The sequence below is a fragment of the Dyadobacter sp. HNCC25DJ184 genome (genome assembly GCF_056895215.1).
Window position 1 is genome coordinate 133,263 of record NZ_JBXHAQ010000011.1, and the last position, 16,386, is coordinate 149,648.

At 42.4% G+C, this 16,386-nt stretch carries 15 protein-coding genes; 12 read left to right on the plus strand and 3 right to left on the minus strand.

Features of this window, described 5'->3' with window-relative positions; genetic code table 11:
- Nucleotides 1-153: 153 nt before the first annotated feature.
- Nucleotides 154-960, minus strand: a complete 807-nt coding sequence (locus tag AC1XUD_RS17270) for a glycogen/starch synthase (protein ID WP_483362285.1) — start codon at nucleotides 958-960, stop codon at nucleotides 154-156.
- 216 nt (nucleotides 961-1,176) lie between these two features.
- On the opposite strand from AC1XUD_RS17270, the gene panC reads away from it, so the two are divergent.
- On the plus strand, nucleotides 1,177-2,019 hold the full coding sequence (panC, locus tag AC1XUD_RS17275; protein ID WP_483362286.1) for a pantoate--beta-alanine ligase: 843 nt from the start codon (nucleotides 1,177-1,179) through the stop codon (nucleotides 2,017-2,019).
- A gap of 91 nt (nucleotides 2,020-2,110) precedes the next feature.
- Here panC and AC1XUD_RS17280 read toward each other — a convergent pair whose 3' ends face one another.
- Nucleotides 2,111-3,574, minus strand: coding sequence for a Gfo/Idh/MocA family protein (locus tag AC1XUD_RS17280; protein ID WP_483362287.1), 1,464 nt, complete (start codon nucleotides 3,572-3,574; stop codon nucleotides 2,111-2,113).
- A 220-nt stretch (nucleotides 3,575-3,794) separates the two neighbouring features.
- On the opposite strand from AC1XUD_RS17280, the gene panD reads away from it, so the two are divergent.
- The 4 genes from panD to AC1XUD_RS17300 all read left to right on the plus strand — a co-directional run bounded on the left by panD (nucleotide 3,795) and on the right by AC1XUD_RS17300 (nucleotide 6,759).
- A complete protein-coding gene (gene panD / locus AC1XUD_RS17285; protein WP_483362288.1) occupies nucleotides 3,795-4,142 on the plus strand; it encodes an aspartate 1-decarboxylase in 348 nt (115 codons plus the stop codon).
- A 35-nt stretch (nucleotides 4,143-4,177) separates the two neighbouring features.
- Nucleotides 4,178-5,215, plus strand: a complete 1,038-nt coding sequence (locus AC1XUD_RS17290) for a lysylphosphatidylglycerol synthase transmembrane domain-containing protein (protein ID WP_483362289.1) — start codon at nucleotides 4,178-4,180, stop codon at nucleotides 5,213-5,215.
- A 281-nt stretch (nucleotides 5,216-5,496) separates the two neighbouring features.
- Nucleotides 5,497-5,985 carry a D-glycero-beta-D-manno-heptose 1-phosphate adenylyltransferase gene (gene rfaE2 / locus AC1XUD_RS17295; RefSeq protein ID WP_483362290.1) on the plus strand — a complete coding sequence of 163 codons (489 nt, stop codon included), beginning with the start codon at nucleotides 5,497-5,499 and terminating at the stop codon, nucleotides 5,983-5,985.
- 93 nt (nucleotides 5,986-6,078) lie between these two features.
- Entirely contained in the window at nucleotides 6,079-6,759 is a 681-nt protein-coding gene (locus AC1XUD_RS17300) for a zinc metallopeptidase (RefSeq protein WP_483362291.1), read from the plus strand.
- Nucleotides 6,760-6,875: 116 nt separating this feature from the next.
- Here the strand turns inward: AC1XUD_RS17300 and AC1XUD_RS17305 are convergent, their stop codons facing one another.
- Nucleotides 6,876-8,054: an FG-GAP repeat domain-containing protein gene (locus AC1XUD_RS17305; RefSeq protein WP_483362292.1), complete on the minus strand. Its 1,179-nt coding sequence runs from the start codon at nucleotides 8,052-8,054 to the stop codon at nucleotides 6,876-6,878.
- A 180-nt stretch (nucleotides 8,055-8,234) separates the two neighbouring features.
- Between AC1XUD_RS17305 and gcvT the strand changes: the two genes are divergently transcribed.
- The 7 genes from gcvT to AC1XUD_RS17340 all read left to right on the plus strand — a co-directional run bounded on the left by gcvT (nucleotide 8,235) and on the right by AC1XUD_RS17340 (nucleotide 16,383).
- Nucleotides 8,235-9,314: a glycine cleavage system aminomethyltransferase GcvT gene (gene gcvT, locus AC1XUD_RS17310; RefSeq protein ID WP_483362293.1), complete on the plus strand. Its 1,080-nt coding sequence runs from the start codon at nucleotides 8,235-8,237 to the stop codon at nucleotides 9,312-9,314.
- A 45-nt stretch (nucleotides 9,315-9,359) separates the two neighbouring features.
- Complete coding sequence (locus AC1XUD_RS17315; RefSeq protein ID WP_483362294.1) at nucleotides 9,360-10,070, plus strand: 2-phosphosulfolactate phosphatase; 711 nt, start codon at nucleotides 9,360-9,362, stop codon at nucleotides 10,068-10,070.
- Between the two features lie 161 nt (nucleotides 10,071-10,231).
- Entirely contained in the window at nucleotides 10,232-12,106 is a 1,875-nt protein-coding gene (locus AC1XUD_RS17320) for a hypothetical protein (RefSeq protein ID WP_483362295.1), read from the plus strand.
- A 118-nt stretch (nucleotides 12,107-12,224) separates the two neighbouring features.
- A complete protein-coding gene (gene udk / locus AC1XUD_RS17325; RefSeq protein WP_483362296.1) occupies nucleotides 12,225-12,860 on the plus strand; it encodes a uridine kinase in 636 nt (211 codons plus the stop codon).
- Nucleotides 12,861-13,017: 157 nt separating this feature from the next.
- Complete coding sequence (locus AC1XUD_RS17330) at nucleotides 13,018-13,743, plus strand: hypothetical protein (RefSeq protein ID WP_483362297.1); 726 nt, start codon at nucleotides 13,018-13,020, stop codon at nucleotides 13,741-13,743.
- Nucleotides 13,744-13,901: 158 nt separating this feature from the next.
- Nucleotides 13,902-14,054, plus strand: coding sequence for a hypothetical protein (locus AC1XUD_RS17335; protein ID WP_483362298.1), 153 nt, complete (start codon nucleotides 13,902-13,904; stop codon nucleotides 14,052-14,054).
- A gap of 355 nt (nucleotides 14,055-14,409) precedes the next feature.
- Nucleotides 14,410-16,383 carry an asparagine synthase-related protein gene (locus AC1XUD_RS17340; protein ID WP_483362299.1) on the plus strand — a complete coding sequence of 658 codons (1,974 nt, stop codon included), beginning with the start codon at nucleotides 14,410-14,412 and terminating at the stop codon, nucleotides 16,381-16,383.
- The last annotated feature ends 3 nt before the right edge of the window (nucleotides 16,384-16,386 follow it).

The following is a 16,386-nucleotide window of genomic DNA, read 5'->3' on the forward strand; positions in this document are numbered from 1 at the left end:
TGCCACTAAGGCACGAAGAGTCAAAGGTTATTATTGCAAATATTGAACTTCAAGATTTTCCGCATTCCATAGTCCGTAAGCGTATCCACCAAGACAAAAAAAATGGGTCCGGATTTTTCAATCCGGACCCACCACTAAAATTCCTGAAACCGCTTAGCTCATCAGATCATTGTACAAATTGAAATAAGATTCCGAGAATTTCTCGTCCTGCTCATCAAGCTGTACTCTTTTTGGAGCTGCGTTAAAAATTTCATTTAACGATTCGCTGCAATTTTCTTCTGCTTTCAAAACAGCATCAGCATAAGCGCAACCAATCTTTACAAATCCCTCAAAATCAGCAGAATGCAAATGAGCCAAAGCTTCGTCGCTTACGTCCATTGCTTTTGCTTTGTTTTGCAAGTCTGCATCAAACTTATAATCAAAACCATTATTATGCACTGTAAATACGCTCTTGGTATCCTTGAACATCGGATCGTTGCGATACGTAGTCTTAAGGTACAGAGGTATCAATGCAGTCATCCAGTCATTACAATGAACGACATCCGGCGCCCAACCCAACTTCTTCACCGTCTCCAACACGCCTTTACAAAAGAAAATTGCACGTTCATCATTGTCATCATAGAAGTTGTTCTCCTTATCGAAGAAAACTGATTTACGATGAAAGTAATCATCATTGTCGATAAAATAAACCTGCAACTTAGCATTAGGAATCGAAGCCACTTTGATAATAAGTGGTTTTTCCTCGTCTCCTACCGTTATATTTATTCCAGAGAGTCTAACTACTTCATGAAGCCTGTTCTTGCGCTCATTAATAAGACCAAAACGTGGAACTAGAATTCTGATTTCTGCTCCTCGTTCCTGCATTGCCTGGGGAAGTTTTCTAACGTAATCGGCAACATCGGTGGTTTGAAGAAAGGGATTGATTTCACTGGCTACATATAAAATTCGTAGTTTCTCCATAGATCTTTAGCAGTTTGTGAAAAAAAGTTTTGCAAAATTATACAAAAAAAATCGCATTTTCAAAAGATATTCCAAACTAATTGTAATATTGCGCCCAGTTTGGGAAAATACTACCCAAACCAGGTGTTTGACCAGCCTCTTGAGTGAATTCCGTCGACCGTGACCTTCATGCAGTAAAAGTTGGTTTTTCGAGTCAGGATTCCACATTTCAGTTCCATGGAAGTTTTTACTTCATCCAGCCAGCTTCGCGCTTTTTTGAATCAATGTAAAATTCAAAAACAATCCATAGGCCTTATCCCGACGATGGGCGCGCTCCACGAAGGCCATATTGCGTTAGTGAAAGCGGCCGTAAATGAAAACGATATCACCGTTTGCAGCATTTTTGTCAATCCTGTCCAGTTCAACAACCAGGCAGACCTCGCAAAATATCCCCGGACACTTGATACCGATCTGGAAATGTTACAGGAGGCCGGATGCGCCATAGTTTTTGCACCTTCGGTCGAAGAAATGTATCCGGTATATCCCAAAACAACTTTCAATTTCGGAAATCTTGAAACCGTGATGGAAGGCAGTTCCCGACCGGGTCATTTTAGCGGAGTAGGAATTGTCGTTTCCAAGTTGTTCAATATAGTACTCCCCGATAAGGCTTATTTCGGCCAGAAAGACCTGCAACAGGTTTCTATTGTGCGTCAGCTGATCGCTGATCTTTCGTTCGGTTTGGAATTAATTATAGCACCTACCGTCAGAGAGACGGACGGACTTGCCATGTCGTCCAGAAATCGGCGTTTAAACACCGAAGAAAGAGCGCTCGCTCCAACGATCTACGCTTACCTTCAGGAAGCGCGCAAACAGCTCATTTCGGGCGTTAGTGTAGTTCAGGCAAAGGAATCAGCAATTGCTCATTTTGAAAAATCCCCACTTTTTAAGCTCGATTACTTTGAAGTCGTAGAAACCGTTACACTTCAGCCTATTGATCAAATCGAAACTACCGGTGGTACTGCCATATGTATTGCTATTTTCCTTGGCGACGTTCGGTTGATTGATAATATTGTGTTTTAGCAGGGGCTTTGAGGGAAGGGATTGGGGTGCTAAAAAGATATCCCTGATCCAAAAATTTTGAACCAGGGATATCAATATCTTATTGGGAATATTACAATTTCCAGTCGCCGCGATAGTTACGCTTCACAAACTGGTTTCCTTCTTCGAAGTTTGTAATCTTCATTGATTTACCATCCCACAGCAATTGTTTACGACCAGGGAAATCGAATCCTTTTTCTGTTTTCGTGCGATAAGTATATGCTCTAATTGCCAGGTTACCCATGATCACAGTTTCAGTCAACGGCCCAGAATAGTCAAACGACGACGTCAGTGCTTTATGTTCTTTGCTGGCAAATCCTGCCTTACAAGCGTCAGTCCATGCTACCTGATGGCCAAATTCCGGCAATGCAGTGTATTTTGTTTCATGAGCTCCTTTTGGCATTTCCAGTTTGCCGCCGCCTTTCAGATATACCTTTGGCACCTTACCATAAGTTCCGCAGGTCATTACACCTTTTGTACCGATCATCAAAACACCATTAGTACTATCGTCATCACCCAGCGGATCGTTCGCAGGAATCAGATCCGGGTGGAACGGACGAAGACCTCCATCGTGCCATGTCATTTTCACCGGAGTCTTGTTCGCCTTCGTAGCCGGGAATTTAATCTCAACTCTTGAAGAAGGAGGACATCCTTCCGGAATATATTCAGGGGTCCAATCTTTAATGAAAACTGATCCGATACTACATTCAACAGCCGTAGGATAATCCAGACCCAGCACACGGAAAGGCGAATCGATCAGGTGGCAGCCCATATCTCCCAGCGCTCCTGTTCCAAATTCCCACCAACCATGCCATTTAAACGGATGGTACGCAGGAGTATAGTCAACCCAAGGTGCGGTTCCCACATACAGATCCCAATCCAAAGTATCCGGTGGAGTTACTTTATTGGTCGGAACAGGAATACCCTGTGGCCACACCGGACGATTTGTCCAGATATCGACATTTGTTACGTCACCAATTAGACCCTTTTTAAACCATTCTACCATTTGCTCCTGACCTGGGTTGGATGAGCCCTGGTTTCCCATTTGGGTCACCACTTTATATTCTCTCGCCGCCTCGGTCAGTTTTCTAGCCTCATATATATCATGCGTAAGAGGCTTTTGCACGTAAACGTGTTTTCCCATTTTCATCGCCATCATGGCCGCCACAGCATGGGTATGGTCAGGAGTTGAAATCGTTACCGCATCGATATCCTTTCCCATTTCCTCAAACATTTTTCTAAAATCCTTGTATTTCTTCGCGTTAGGGAATTTATCAAAGCATTTTTTCGCCAAAGCCCAGTCCACATCGCAAAGTGCAACTACGTTTTCCGCGCCATTGTTCCATGCATTGCTGATATCTGAAAACCCTTTCCCTCCGATTCCGATTGCGGCAATATTCAACTTATCACTCGGTGCTTTATATCCTTTGCCCAACACATGGCGCGGAACGATAAAGAAGCTACCTATGGCAGCGGCGGTGCTTTTTTGCAAAAAATCGCGACGAGTCACATCTTTAATTTTGTCTTCTTGATTCATTGGAGAAAAGAATTTGTATTAAAATTTTAAAAACAATAACTAAAATCAGATAAACGTAATAATACTTTACGGTTTATACAAAGAAAAGCATCTGACCTTCGCCGACTACTTATCCAGGGAACCTGGTGAATGATATCAATGTTTTTGATGGGTGGTAATAAATGCCGTAACTTTGACGGGCTTATATAATTTAAGATTCAATTTCATCAGTTAAATAGTAATGCAAATAACAGTGATGAAGTCCAAGATTCACCGTGTAAAGGTGACTCAGGCCGAACTGAACTACGTGGGGAGTATCACCATCGATGAAGATCTGATGGACGCCGCAGGACTTATTGAAAATGAACAGGTGCATATTGTCAATAATAACAACGGAGAGCGATTTGTAACATACGTTATAAAGGGAGAGCGAAAAACGGGTATGATATGCCTGAATGGAGCTGCTGCCCGACGGGTTCAGATCGGAGATATCGTGATTATTATTGCCTATGGCAGTATGTCTCAGGAGGAAGCCAAAACATTCAAGCCCATGATCGTGTTCCCCGATCACAACAATAAACTGGTTTAGACGCCATTGCCCTTTCGGATAATTAGCACACTTTCATGAAAAATATACTTCGTTACATAATATCGCTGGGCTTGGCTGGCGGTCTGATCTGGTTTGTATTCAAGGATATAAACCTGGCGGATATGATGACCCGCTTTGCCAATGCAGAGTGGAAATGGATAGCCATATCGTGCTTTTTCCTGCTCTGCGCCCACGTAACCCGTGCATGGCGGTGGGGTATGCTAATGGAACCACTGGGTCACCGTCCCGGACTTTTCAATACATCCATATCGGTTCTTACCGGATATTTTGCCAATTACATCGTTCCACGAATGGGCGAAGTGACCAGATGTGGCACGTTATATCGATTGGAAAAGGTACCCGTCAACCTCAGTTTCGGAACGGTGGTCGCCGAGAGGATTTTTGATGTTTTGATATTACTGGTTCTGATAGGCTTGAATTTTATTTTAGAATTTGAAAGATTAAGTACTTTTTTCACAGATTTCTTTCAAAGTAAATTGGGCGGTTCCGGCAACGGCGGCAGCTCAATCCTCCTGATCATTGTTGGACTGGGATTGATCGCAGTCGTTGGAGCATTACTATATATCAAAAACAACAAAAGCCTACAAGACCGTCTTCTCCAGAACAAGCTGATCGCAAAAGTGGCAGACTTCGCAAAAGGTATGGTGGAAGGCTTGCTGAGCGTAAGAAAGTTAAGTAATCCGGGATTGTTTATTTTAAGTACAGTTTTGATATGGGTATTGTATTACCTCGTATCATATGTCTTGTTTTTCTGCATTCCTGAAACGGCAAACCTTGGGCCACTGGCTGGTCTCACTCTTTTAGTGGTGGGCGCAATCGGGATGACCGCACCCACGCAGGGGGGGATCGGTGCCTACCATTTACTGGTTGGAAATGTCATGATTCTTTACGGTCTTTCACAACAGGATGGTATTACGCTGGCCACATTCATCCATGGTGCGCAAATGATCTTCATGCTGATTATCGGTGCACTGGCGTTTTTGGTTGTGTTGGCAAAAGGCTCTAAGACGGTTGAGCAAAAGCCAGAGATGATTGAAGGCAAACAGTTTTAAAACCGTCGTCTTCCATCTCACATCAGACTCAACAGAATTTTGACAGCGACTTCAACTGAAAGACTTTGCCTACATTGCGGAACCTGTCGCGCCTATTGCGTTTAAGTTTTTTCTTATTTCAACCGCTTGACAAGCTCCTGAAATAACCTGACCAAATATATAATTGACCCAAACTTACCACACAATTTAGAGGTAAAATTGAGGCAGTTATAGTCTTTGAGGGAAACATCGAAGTATATAGCATTACCTTTAATTTTCCTTCATTTCTTATTTTGAAATAAATGAGCAACGCAACCGAAAGTAAAATATTAAACCTACCCGAAGCCGTTGAAACGGTGGCCGGCTGGCAAAGCGCAGGTCAGAAAGTCGTTTTCACCAATGGCTGTTTTGATATTGTTCACTTAGGCCATATCGATTATCTTGAAAAAGCCAGAGCTTTGGGTGACAAAATGGTACTCGGACTGAATACCGACGCATCGGTCAGCCGACTGAAAGGTCCTCTTCGTCCGGTAGTGAATGAATATGCCAGGGCCCGTTTGATGGCAGCCTTATCTTTTATAGATGCTGTCATTTTGTTCGACGAACCGACTCCAAGTGAGCTGATTGAGGCGGTAAAACCTGACATTTTGGTAAAAGGTGACGATTATACAGTCGAAAATATCGCTGGTTCGCAATTTGTATTATCACGTGGAGGCGAGGTAAAAACGATAGCTTTGGTACAAGGTTATTCGACTTCAGCGCTTATTGAGAAGATCAAGCAAGGATATTGATCAGCAAAACATATTGAAAAATATGGCCGCTATATCCCACTTGATAATTATGAAAAGAAGTATTTTAGGACAAAAAATTAATTTATCAGAATTATGGCAGGTGCATATTTAATAGGTATTATCGTCATGGCCGTCAGCATGTATGTGCAATGGCGATTGAAAAGCAAGTTTGAACAATACTCGCAGGTAGGTCTTAGCAACGGAATGAGCGGCAAAGAGGTCGCAGAAGCCATGCTGAGAGCTAATAATATTTTTGACGTAAAAGTTGTTTCGGTGGAGGGTCGGTTGACAGACCACTACAATCCGCAGGATAAAACTGTGAACTTGAGCCAGGATGTCTTTTATGGAAGAAGCGTAGCTGCTGCAGCGATCGCGGCCCATGAATGCGGACACGCGGTTCAGCATGCTACCGCATATACGTGGTTACAATTCCGGTCTCAAATGGTGCCGTTTTTGAGTATATCATCCAGATATATGCAGTGGATTATTTTGCTGGGTGTAATTATGATCAACACGAGTATTATTCCATTGACCATCGGAGTTGCTTTGTTTGCCGTGACAACCTTATTCAGTTTTATCACCCTTCCGGTTGAATATGACGCGAGCAACAGAGCTTTGGCCTGGATCAAAAATAACCGTGTAGTAACTGAAAGCGAATATGTAATGTCAGCAGATGCACTTAAATGGGCCGCTCGTACATATCTGGTTGCAGCCTTGGGATCTTTGGCTACTTTGCTTTACTACGTAAGCCTTTTGATGGGTAGAAGAGATTAAAAAATTTAAACGAAGAGAGATACACGGAGTTTTGATTTCTTTGTGAAACTCTGCGAATAACTCCCCTTACTCTGCGTTTATAGAAATCATATAACTGAGCATCGATTAGTCGGTGCTCAGTTATTTTGTTTTTTCTGATTCCAGTATACCACTACATTGTTGGAAGCCCTGCCTGACGCGATCACATCCAAATCGCCATCATCGTCCAGATCAGCAGCAGTGATATCCTCGCAGGCCATTTTGATCGATTCATCCAGCGTATACTCTTTCCACTCTTTTCCATCCTTATCCGTTCCTACATATATGCGAACGCCGGTCTCTCCGATTACATTCGGGTTTCGCCATCCCATGACGATCTGATCTCTTCCCAAACCAAAAAAATCACCAGTTACCAAAGCATGTCCTTCTTTGATTTTATCTGTTAATACAGTGCGGTTATCTTTTGAATATACTACCAGCGTATTTCCGTGCATCGGTTCAATCGTAGTTGTGAATAATTGGTTGTTTCCCAATCCACCCATTCTGACTTCGCCCACTCCTCTTTCCGGCACCATCCAGTTCCCAGACGGTGCCCAGCCATCTGCGCCATACAGGAACACCTGAACCCCTTCTTTTCCGGCGACAGCCAGACCTAAGAAACGACCAGGCACTTCCATGGGCTGAAAGTTGTGCGTCATATGCATACCTGTATCGACCAAATGGTATGCCCATATACCATCCTTCTTTTCCGGCACATCAAAAGCAATCATTTTCACGCCCACACCCTCGCCTTTTTCATTTGCTTCACCATGAAGCGGAAGTACCATTAGCTGGAATTCGTTATCTGAATTTTTTACCCAACGCATCCGGTGGATTGTCACTTCGTGATGCAACGTTACCGGCTGCCACAGTTTTGTTCTGTCCGTGGGAGGAATCAGGTAAAACACTGCTCCCGACTGTTGGATATTTTTTGTTTCTGCCGGATTCCACTGCGCGCCTACCGCCACTTCAACTTTTCCATCGCCGTCTATATCTCTGGCCGCAATGGAAACATTGTCTTTCTCCGTCAGATCTTTCGCTATCACATAACGAATCCAGGCTCCACTTTTCTTGCCCGGATTTTTATACCAGACAATTTCCGTTTTATCCGCAAGAAGAATATCGGTTTTGCCGTCACCGTCCACATCACCAATGGCCAGACCATATCCGATCGCAACGTTTTTGTCAATCACTTCTCCTTTAAAAGTAGCAGTTTGTGCGTGGCTTGCTGAGCAGACAACATTTAATAAGACAAGAAATAGATATCCTTTTTTCATTTTTGACCTAGGCTAACGGGTTGAGATCCTTTGTACAGTTACTGGTTGCACACTTGTTAATGTACATTATTTCCCAATATACTTCAAAAAGAAGGCATTCATTTTCATTGGAAAGAATTTTTGCACGCCATTTTGTGGCGTTTACCTACTTTTGCAATCTTAACTGAATTAATTGGTTTCATGAAAACTATCCCACTTCACGAGGTTCATGTGAATCTTGGAGCAAAAATTGTCCCATTCGCGGGTTTTGAAATGCCTGTTCGCTATACTTCAGATCTTGAAGAACACCATGCCATCAGAAACAATGTTGGTGTTTTTGACGTCTCACATATGGGCGAATTTACCGTGAAAGGCCCTGGTGCACTGGCACTTATTCAAAAGGTTTCGGCGAATGATGCGACTGCGTTGTTTGACGGAAAGGTTCAATACAGCTATTTACCAAATGCGACAGGGGGAGTTGTAGACGATTTTTTAGTTTACAGAATCAAGGAAGACGATTATTTACTGGTTGTAAATGCCAGCAATATCGATAAAGACTGGGATTGGATTCAAAGCAATAATACAGAAGGAGTGGCGATGGAGAATATCTCTGCTGAGACCTGTCTTTTTGCAGTTCAAGGACCAAAAGCTACTGATGTTTTGCAAAAAATAACTTCGGTCGATCTGTCTGCTATGGAATATTACACCTTCCAAATCGGTGAATTAGCAGGAGTAAAGGATGTTGTAATTTCGGCTACAGGGTATACCGGATCAGGTGGTTTTGAGATATATGTAAAGAATCAGGATGCCGAAAAGGTTTGGAATGCTGTTTTTGAAGCCGGCGCCGAATTTGGAATCCAGCCTGTTGGTCTTGGTGCCCGTGACACTTTGCGCCTGGAAAAAGGATTTTGCTTATATGGCAACGATATTGATGACGAAACTTCTCCGTTAGAAGCAGGATTGGGTTGGGTTACAAAATTCACAAAGGATTTCATCAATTCTTCAAACCTGAAGGCGCAGAAAGAAAATGGACTATCCAGAAAGTTGGTAGGTTTCGAGATGATCGACCGCGGTATACCACGCAGCCACTACGAACTTTGTGATTCAGAGGGCAAAAAAATCGGTGAAGTAACATCCGGAACCCAATCGCCAACGCTTCAGAAAGGAATTGGTATGGGATATGTACCGACGAGTCTGGCGAAACCCGGAACTGAAATATTTGTTAGAGTACGAGAGCGGTTATTGAAGGCACAGGTGGTTAAATTGCCATTTGTAAAATAATTCAACCGACAATATCATTCTCAAAATACACCCTGAACTAAACGCATGAAACAGCTTGATGTTTGTTTAACCCCCGAATTACTTCATCTTCACAAACTGGACAATTCAATCGTGGTGGTTGCCGATATATTTCGGGCCACTTCATGTATGGTAACCGGACTGGCATATGGTATCAAAAGCATTACGCCCGTCGCCACAATAGAAGAATGCCGGAATCTTCAGCACAAAGGAATGATTGCTGCTGCGGAACGCGATGCGAAAAAGGAAGAAGGTTTTGATCTTGACAACTCTCCTTTCAGCTATATGGACGAAAGACTGATTGGCGCGGAAATTGCAATGACTACCACAAACGGAACGTTATCTATTTCCATGGCAAAATCTTCTGCAGTAAAAGTGATGGTTGGATCTTTTCTGAATCTTGGTGCGCTCGCTAATTACCTTCGCTCTGAACCATATGATATAACGGTTCTTTGCGCTGGTTGGAAAGGGCGGCCTAACCTGGAGGATACATTGTATGCAGGGGCCCTGGCAGAAGCTTTGAAAGAACAATTCATGCTGTTGGAAGATGGAACTTTGATGGCTCAACGACTTTACAATGAAAGTAAGGGAAATCTTTTGGCAAGCGTTTCCAATTCATCTCACGTAAGGAGATTGCAGCGTTTAGGAATCCATAAAGACATTGCATATTGCCTGCAACAGGATCTGTATGACGTTATTCCTGTATTACGGGGAAGCAAATTAGTTGCGGCGCAATGAATAATGAGTGAATGAGCGAGTGAGTGCATGAGCGAATATTTGTAAGGAGAAACTTCTCCGATGAAATTAGTTCATCTTCTACTTTAAGATCGATATACAAAACCAGAAGCTAACGGCTAACCGTTCGACGGACCGTAGCTAATAGCTAACACCTAAGCAGCATGTTAAAATACAGCTTGATTCTTTTCTTTTCATTGATATTAACCCTGCAAACGTCGGTTGCTCAAAAGGCCAAGGTTGCTCCTAAGCCCTTAAAAGCAGTCCCCAAACCAGTTGTAATTCCTGATACCACTACCAAGGGCGACGGGCCAGTTGTTACAGAGCAGGAAGCAGAAGATATGCTAAAGAAACAGGAAAGCAGTAAAGCCGACTCTGTACATTCTTACAGAATCATTGGCCACGATATATCATACCTTTCTGTTTGTCCGGGTAGTACCATCAATATTCCCTTCACGCCCGTTGGGCCTTTTGACGCAGAAAATACGTTTTCTGCGCAGATCATCGACGCATCTGGAAAAATAGTATCCATATCACTCCAGACAAAAAAGAGCCCGATCAAAGCGGTAATCCCTGCATACAAATCCAGTGGAGAAATTTATAGAATTCAAATTGTAAGTACACTTCCCCTTATCAAAAGTCAGGAAATGCCGATTCGTTTCCTTCAGATGCCAACAGGTCGAATCGAAGTAGCGGATGGAACTCAAACCAGCAGAATTATGCCAGGTCAGGAAGCGGAACTTAGAGTATCATTTACCGGAACAGCGCCATGGTCGTTTCAACTTTCGGATAGTACTGTTGTGAAACAAACTCTGTCGAACCCCCACTATCTGCATGTTAAGCCTGCGAATGTCAAAGCATATAAACTCAATGGCGTATCCAACGCTTGCGGAAGCGGCACCACCTCGGGAGAAGCGATTGTGAATGTGGACAACAACCCGGAACCAAAACTGGATCTTAAAGAAGCAGAAAAGGTGCTTAGACTCTGTACCGGAGTACCTTTCCAGGTTCCATTCAGCGCAACGGGGAAGTATAAAGAAGGCAACAAATTCACTGTTCAAATTGCCGACAAATCAGGGGCTTTTAAGGATATCTCGGCTCCGGACTCTTCCGGAACCATCACCACACAAATACCACTAAGTTACAGCCCGGGCGATTACAAACTGCGCATCGTTTCGTCGGCACCCCGCCTGATCAGTAAAGTGGCAAACGTCAGTATCTTATCTCCAGCAACTGCAACTCTGATGAAAGATTCCATCCATCTGGATGAAAATCAATCGGGTGAGCTGACTGTCAAATTTGATGGGGGCGGCCCATGGTTTGTGCTTTTATCTGACGGAACCTATGAGAATAATATACTCGATTCGCCTTATAAAATTAAAGTAAAACCGATTTACAATACGGATTATCAGATTACCTCTGCGGGTGGACTTTGCGGTGTAGGCAAGTTTTCTGGTAGCGCAAAAGTTACTGTTAAAAGTCCTCCGGTCGTGATTACGATGGATCGTTTGCCACAAAATATGGCGTGCTCGGGTTCTACGGTCGACATACCTTTCAAAACCTCTGGAAGATTTAATGCCAGCAACAAATTTGTGGTTCAGATTACGGACAAAACCGGGCGATTCGTCGATCTTCCAACAACTGTCAATGAGGGAGTAATGAATGTAAAACTTCCTGTCTTGGCTCCGACGGATACTATCAAATCCGAACGTATCAGGATTATTTCGTCTTCTCCGGCAGTCGCAAGTGGTATTGAAGACATTCACATTGTAGGATCCAATAAAGCCATCGGCGAGGTGGCCGGGCGAGGAACCATTACGCCTGGGAAGTCGACCAGGATTCAGCTTAAGTTCAAAAACGGCTTACCTCCGTGGTCGTTCACCTTGTCTGATGGAAGTACAATCAGCGGAACATTTTTGAATCCATATTTGATATCTGTTTCTCCTGAAACAACCACTGAATATAGCATCACCTCCCTAAGAAGTGGTTGCGGAACAGGAGTTGGAAAAGGTGCAGCGATTATTAAAGTGGAGAATTAATGTTGTTAATCGGCTTTAGGCAATCATTCTTTAGCTATAAAAGGGAGCAAATACGGTAAAGTAAAAACCCAGCGTAACTTCGCGAGACCCGCGTACTCTGCGTTCAAATAGTAATGTCATGCAAACTGAAAAACAACCCTATATAATTGGAATTACCGGAGGTAGTGCTTCAGGCAAAACCTATTTCATGAAATCCTTGATGGATTCTTTTGAGGAGCAAGATATTTGCAGGATATCGCAGGACAACTATTATAGATCGATTCATGAAATCCCGAAGGACTTAAATGGAATTGAGAATTTTGATCTTCCTGAAACAATTGATCATCATCTTTTTGCCGAGCATCTGGCTATATTGAGAGCAGGCCGTGAAGTGCAGCAGTTGGAATATACATTCAACAATCCGTCGGTTATACCCAATATCCTGACATTTGAGCCGCGTCCAATAATTATTGTTGAGGGCATTTTTGTTTTTTTCTTTCCAGAAATATCCCGTCTCATTGACCTGAAAGTGTTTGTTGATGCCAAGGAACATGTCAAAATTAAACGTCGCATTATTCGGGATAATAACGAAAGAGGATATGATTTGAATGACGTACTATATCGCTGGGAGCATCACGTTGCCCCGACATATGACAAATTCATCGAACCCTTGAAAGCTGACGCTGATATTATAATAAACAACAATGCCCGGTTTGATGTAGGGCTGGACGTATTGACATCCTTCCTCCGAGAAAAATTGAGAGAAAGAAGTTAATGACACAATAATTTTTATTGTTTTAAGTTATCGTTGTATCGTTTACAAGCCGATTTAAACCAAGTTTAACATGGGGTCAATAGGGTTTATTCCCTCCTTTTGAATCTCCGATATTAAAGAACCGACCTGTATCAAACCATAATGAAAATTCAATTTCGTGAATAAGTATATTGCCAATTACCACACACATCACATGCTAAAATCTCTCTCCATTTCATTCCTTTTAGTTCTTTTCCTGATATCCTGCCAGGATGAAGACGGAGTTCCCACAAATGCAAGTGCCTACTACCCATTAGAAATAGGCCAATACCAAATTTACGATGTCAAACAGGTGGTATATTCTGTGGATATTCCTGATTCTACAACAACTATTTGGCAAGAACGAGACGTTGTGGATAGAATTGGTGAACAGAATGCTACTTCTACAACATATATAGTAGCGCGTTACCAACGTTCATCCTCAAACGACGCATGGAAAAAAGTAAAAGAATATGCTGTTGAGAAATCTCCCGATCAAATCATCCGTACAATAGACAACAGCACAGAAGCTTCACTGATTTTCCCAGTCCGAGACGGATTCACCTGGAACGGAAACATGTATAATAACCAGGATGCCCAAGATTTTAAATATGTTGGCACGAACGAATCCATCTCAGTTGACTCGCAGACGTTTACAAATTCTGTGGTGGTCAATGAGAGGGACGACACTTCTATTATCGATAACTATGTACTTGTCAAAACCTACGCCCCGGGAGTAGGCCTGATCCTCGACGAGAACACTTCATTCGAATATTGCCAAGCAGATGCTTGTATCGGCGAATACACCGTAGAATCCGGAAATCATACAACGAAAAAAATAAATTCTTACGGAATTTTGCAGTAAAAAAGTGACTTTTTCAGGTTTTTGCGTCTAAGTAGTACTCGCAATTATTGGTCAAAAGAGCCGAAAATGAAATATATTATCAATATTTAGCGAAAGCTTGGAATTAAAAGAAATATAATTAATTTTACACCTGCGTTCAACCTAATACAATAATTAGTATGAAAAAGACAAATACACACTTTACACAAGAAAAGAAAAAGTACAGTCAACCGGTTTTGAAAAAAATTGGAATGGTAAGTGAATTGACTAAAGCGGAAAAAGGAAGCTCTGACACCGACGGTGCAGGTTTTGCTGAACCAGGTCCAGTTTAACAATCAATCCTGGGTAGGACTTTCAATAATAGAAGGAAGAAATAGTTGCTTCACACGACGAGAGGCTCTTTTCTTTCTTTTTTTGTTTTAAAGCCCATTCTGTTGTCAGGGGTACCCGTTTTTGACAGGCCTTCAATTTGGAACAAGGCGTTATTCATTATTGCTATTTTTTCTATAACACGTTCTCGAAGATCCTTCACTAACCAAAATGGAAAATGACGAGCATTCCCTACAAATTCGGAGGATCAAACACTCGAATCCTTTCCTCAAACGAACCAACTCTGTAAACCAGGTAAAACTCCTGAGAGAATATTGACCCAGGTGGACGCCAAGTGCAATTAGACGCAATATAACGGTGATAAAATTTCTGGGAACTTACAGTGAAAGTACAAAAGAGAAAAAAAACCGATATCCACAAGCGGAACAAAGATCAGCGATGGATAATTTTGGTTTCGTGTTTAATTATACTCCGCAATTCAGCCGTCTGCACAAACAATATTTGTTCCACACCGTCGATGGCGGTACAAAACTACATTTGTTAACGGAAAGAAATAACATTGAGGAACAGGCTCAAAATTTAAATTCTGCCCTTTTTTTCTCCTTTGTTTCGAAACATTCATCTGAAATCGCTAGCATAATATGGTTTGATGAGGATTCCAAGAGCCTTTATATTGCAAGAGATTTATTTGGCCAGATACCCCTTTACTATCGATTGGACGAAACTTTGGGTCTCACTTTTTCAAGTCATATTATTCCGTTGATAAACTTTCCGGATAAATCTAATTCGGTTAATCACTCATCAGTCATTTCTTATTTCGATATTCAAGGATTGGGCAAACCTTATTCATCCGCGACCTTTTATTCAAAAATCAATTCGCTTCTTCCCGGTCACATATTAAAATTTACTAACGGCACACTTGAGATTCACCCCTTTGTTGAATTTCATCCAACAGAATTGAATGAAGAAGCAACTCCAACAGAAATTGGCAGAGATTTTCGCACTATGTTCCTTCAAAGCGTTCAAAACAGTATCTCAAACCACGAATGCATAGGGATACATCTCAGTGGCGGGCTGGACTCGTCGTCAGTTGCAGCTGCATCTCGCAAAGTCGCTCCCGAAAAACCGATCAATACTTTTTTTTTCGACGCTCCTGCGCGTTCAATTCCAGAAGAGGGCTATGCAAACGACGTTGCAAGGAAAATCCAGTCTAATCACTATCATATCCTCCCCCCGGGGAACCAGCTAGGAGAACTCTATGGCTTCACAAAAGCCAGTGGTCAGCCATTGTATATGATCGGGGCAGCAGGACTAAACGTTGGTATTTTACGACGAGCCCGGGAGCTCAATTGCGATGTATTGTTAACAGGCCACGACGGGGATAGTGTTGTTGGAAATGGAAATAATTATTTCAATCAGCTATTGGACAGCAACCAGTGGGGAGAACTCGAATTCGAAGCGTCAGCATATGCAAATTTGGAAGGTTATATCCAAACTCACCCGGAAACCCGGCATATTTCCAATAAATCACGAACAGAATTACTGTTAAAGCGATTTCTTTTGGGGAGGGTAAAAAGAGCACTCAGGCAAAAAGAATTGCGGCGGACATATAGTTTATTGAGAAATGCCTATCACCATTTTAACATCTCTCCGACATATTTTCTGAAAGGAACGGCTGGCAGTTTGCTTCATTCATTAAAATATCAAAGACAGATACCAAAAACCGTTCTCAAGAAAAGCATTGGTGGCGACCGGGTTTTCGTAGACAAGGTCTCATTAATAGATTTTTCTGCAACAGTGTCGGGGCCAAATCTGGAGTATTGTAAAGGAATTATGTTTGGACAAAACATCAGGGTTAATGAGGATTATCATACCATGTCGTGCCAATTCGGAATCCACATTTACCATCCATTTTTCTGCAAAGCACTTTATGAGCTGTGTTTGTCGGTTCCGCAAAAGTTTCTATTTAACCATGGCTATTTTCGCGCTCCGTTGAGAAAGGCTATGGAAGATTTACTACCCGCCAGCGTAGCCCTTCGGACCAATAAATCTAACTTCAATGCCTATTCCACAGAGGTTGCTATTATTTTGAATAGGCAAGCTGCGCACTTGCTAACGAAAAACGCACCAATCTGGGAAATCGTTGCTCGTAACAAATATCAGAAATGCCTGGGCATTCTTGAAAATCCATCCCACTTGTCACTCCATCGTATGCCTGGCTTTTTTATACACAGGGTCATTTGCCTGGCGGTATGGTTGGATCTATACCTCAATAATGGCTTCGACAGCGTTTCGTTCACGCATACCCTCGATTTCAGTAAAAGAAATTAAAGT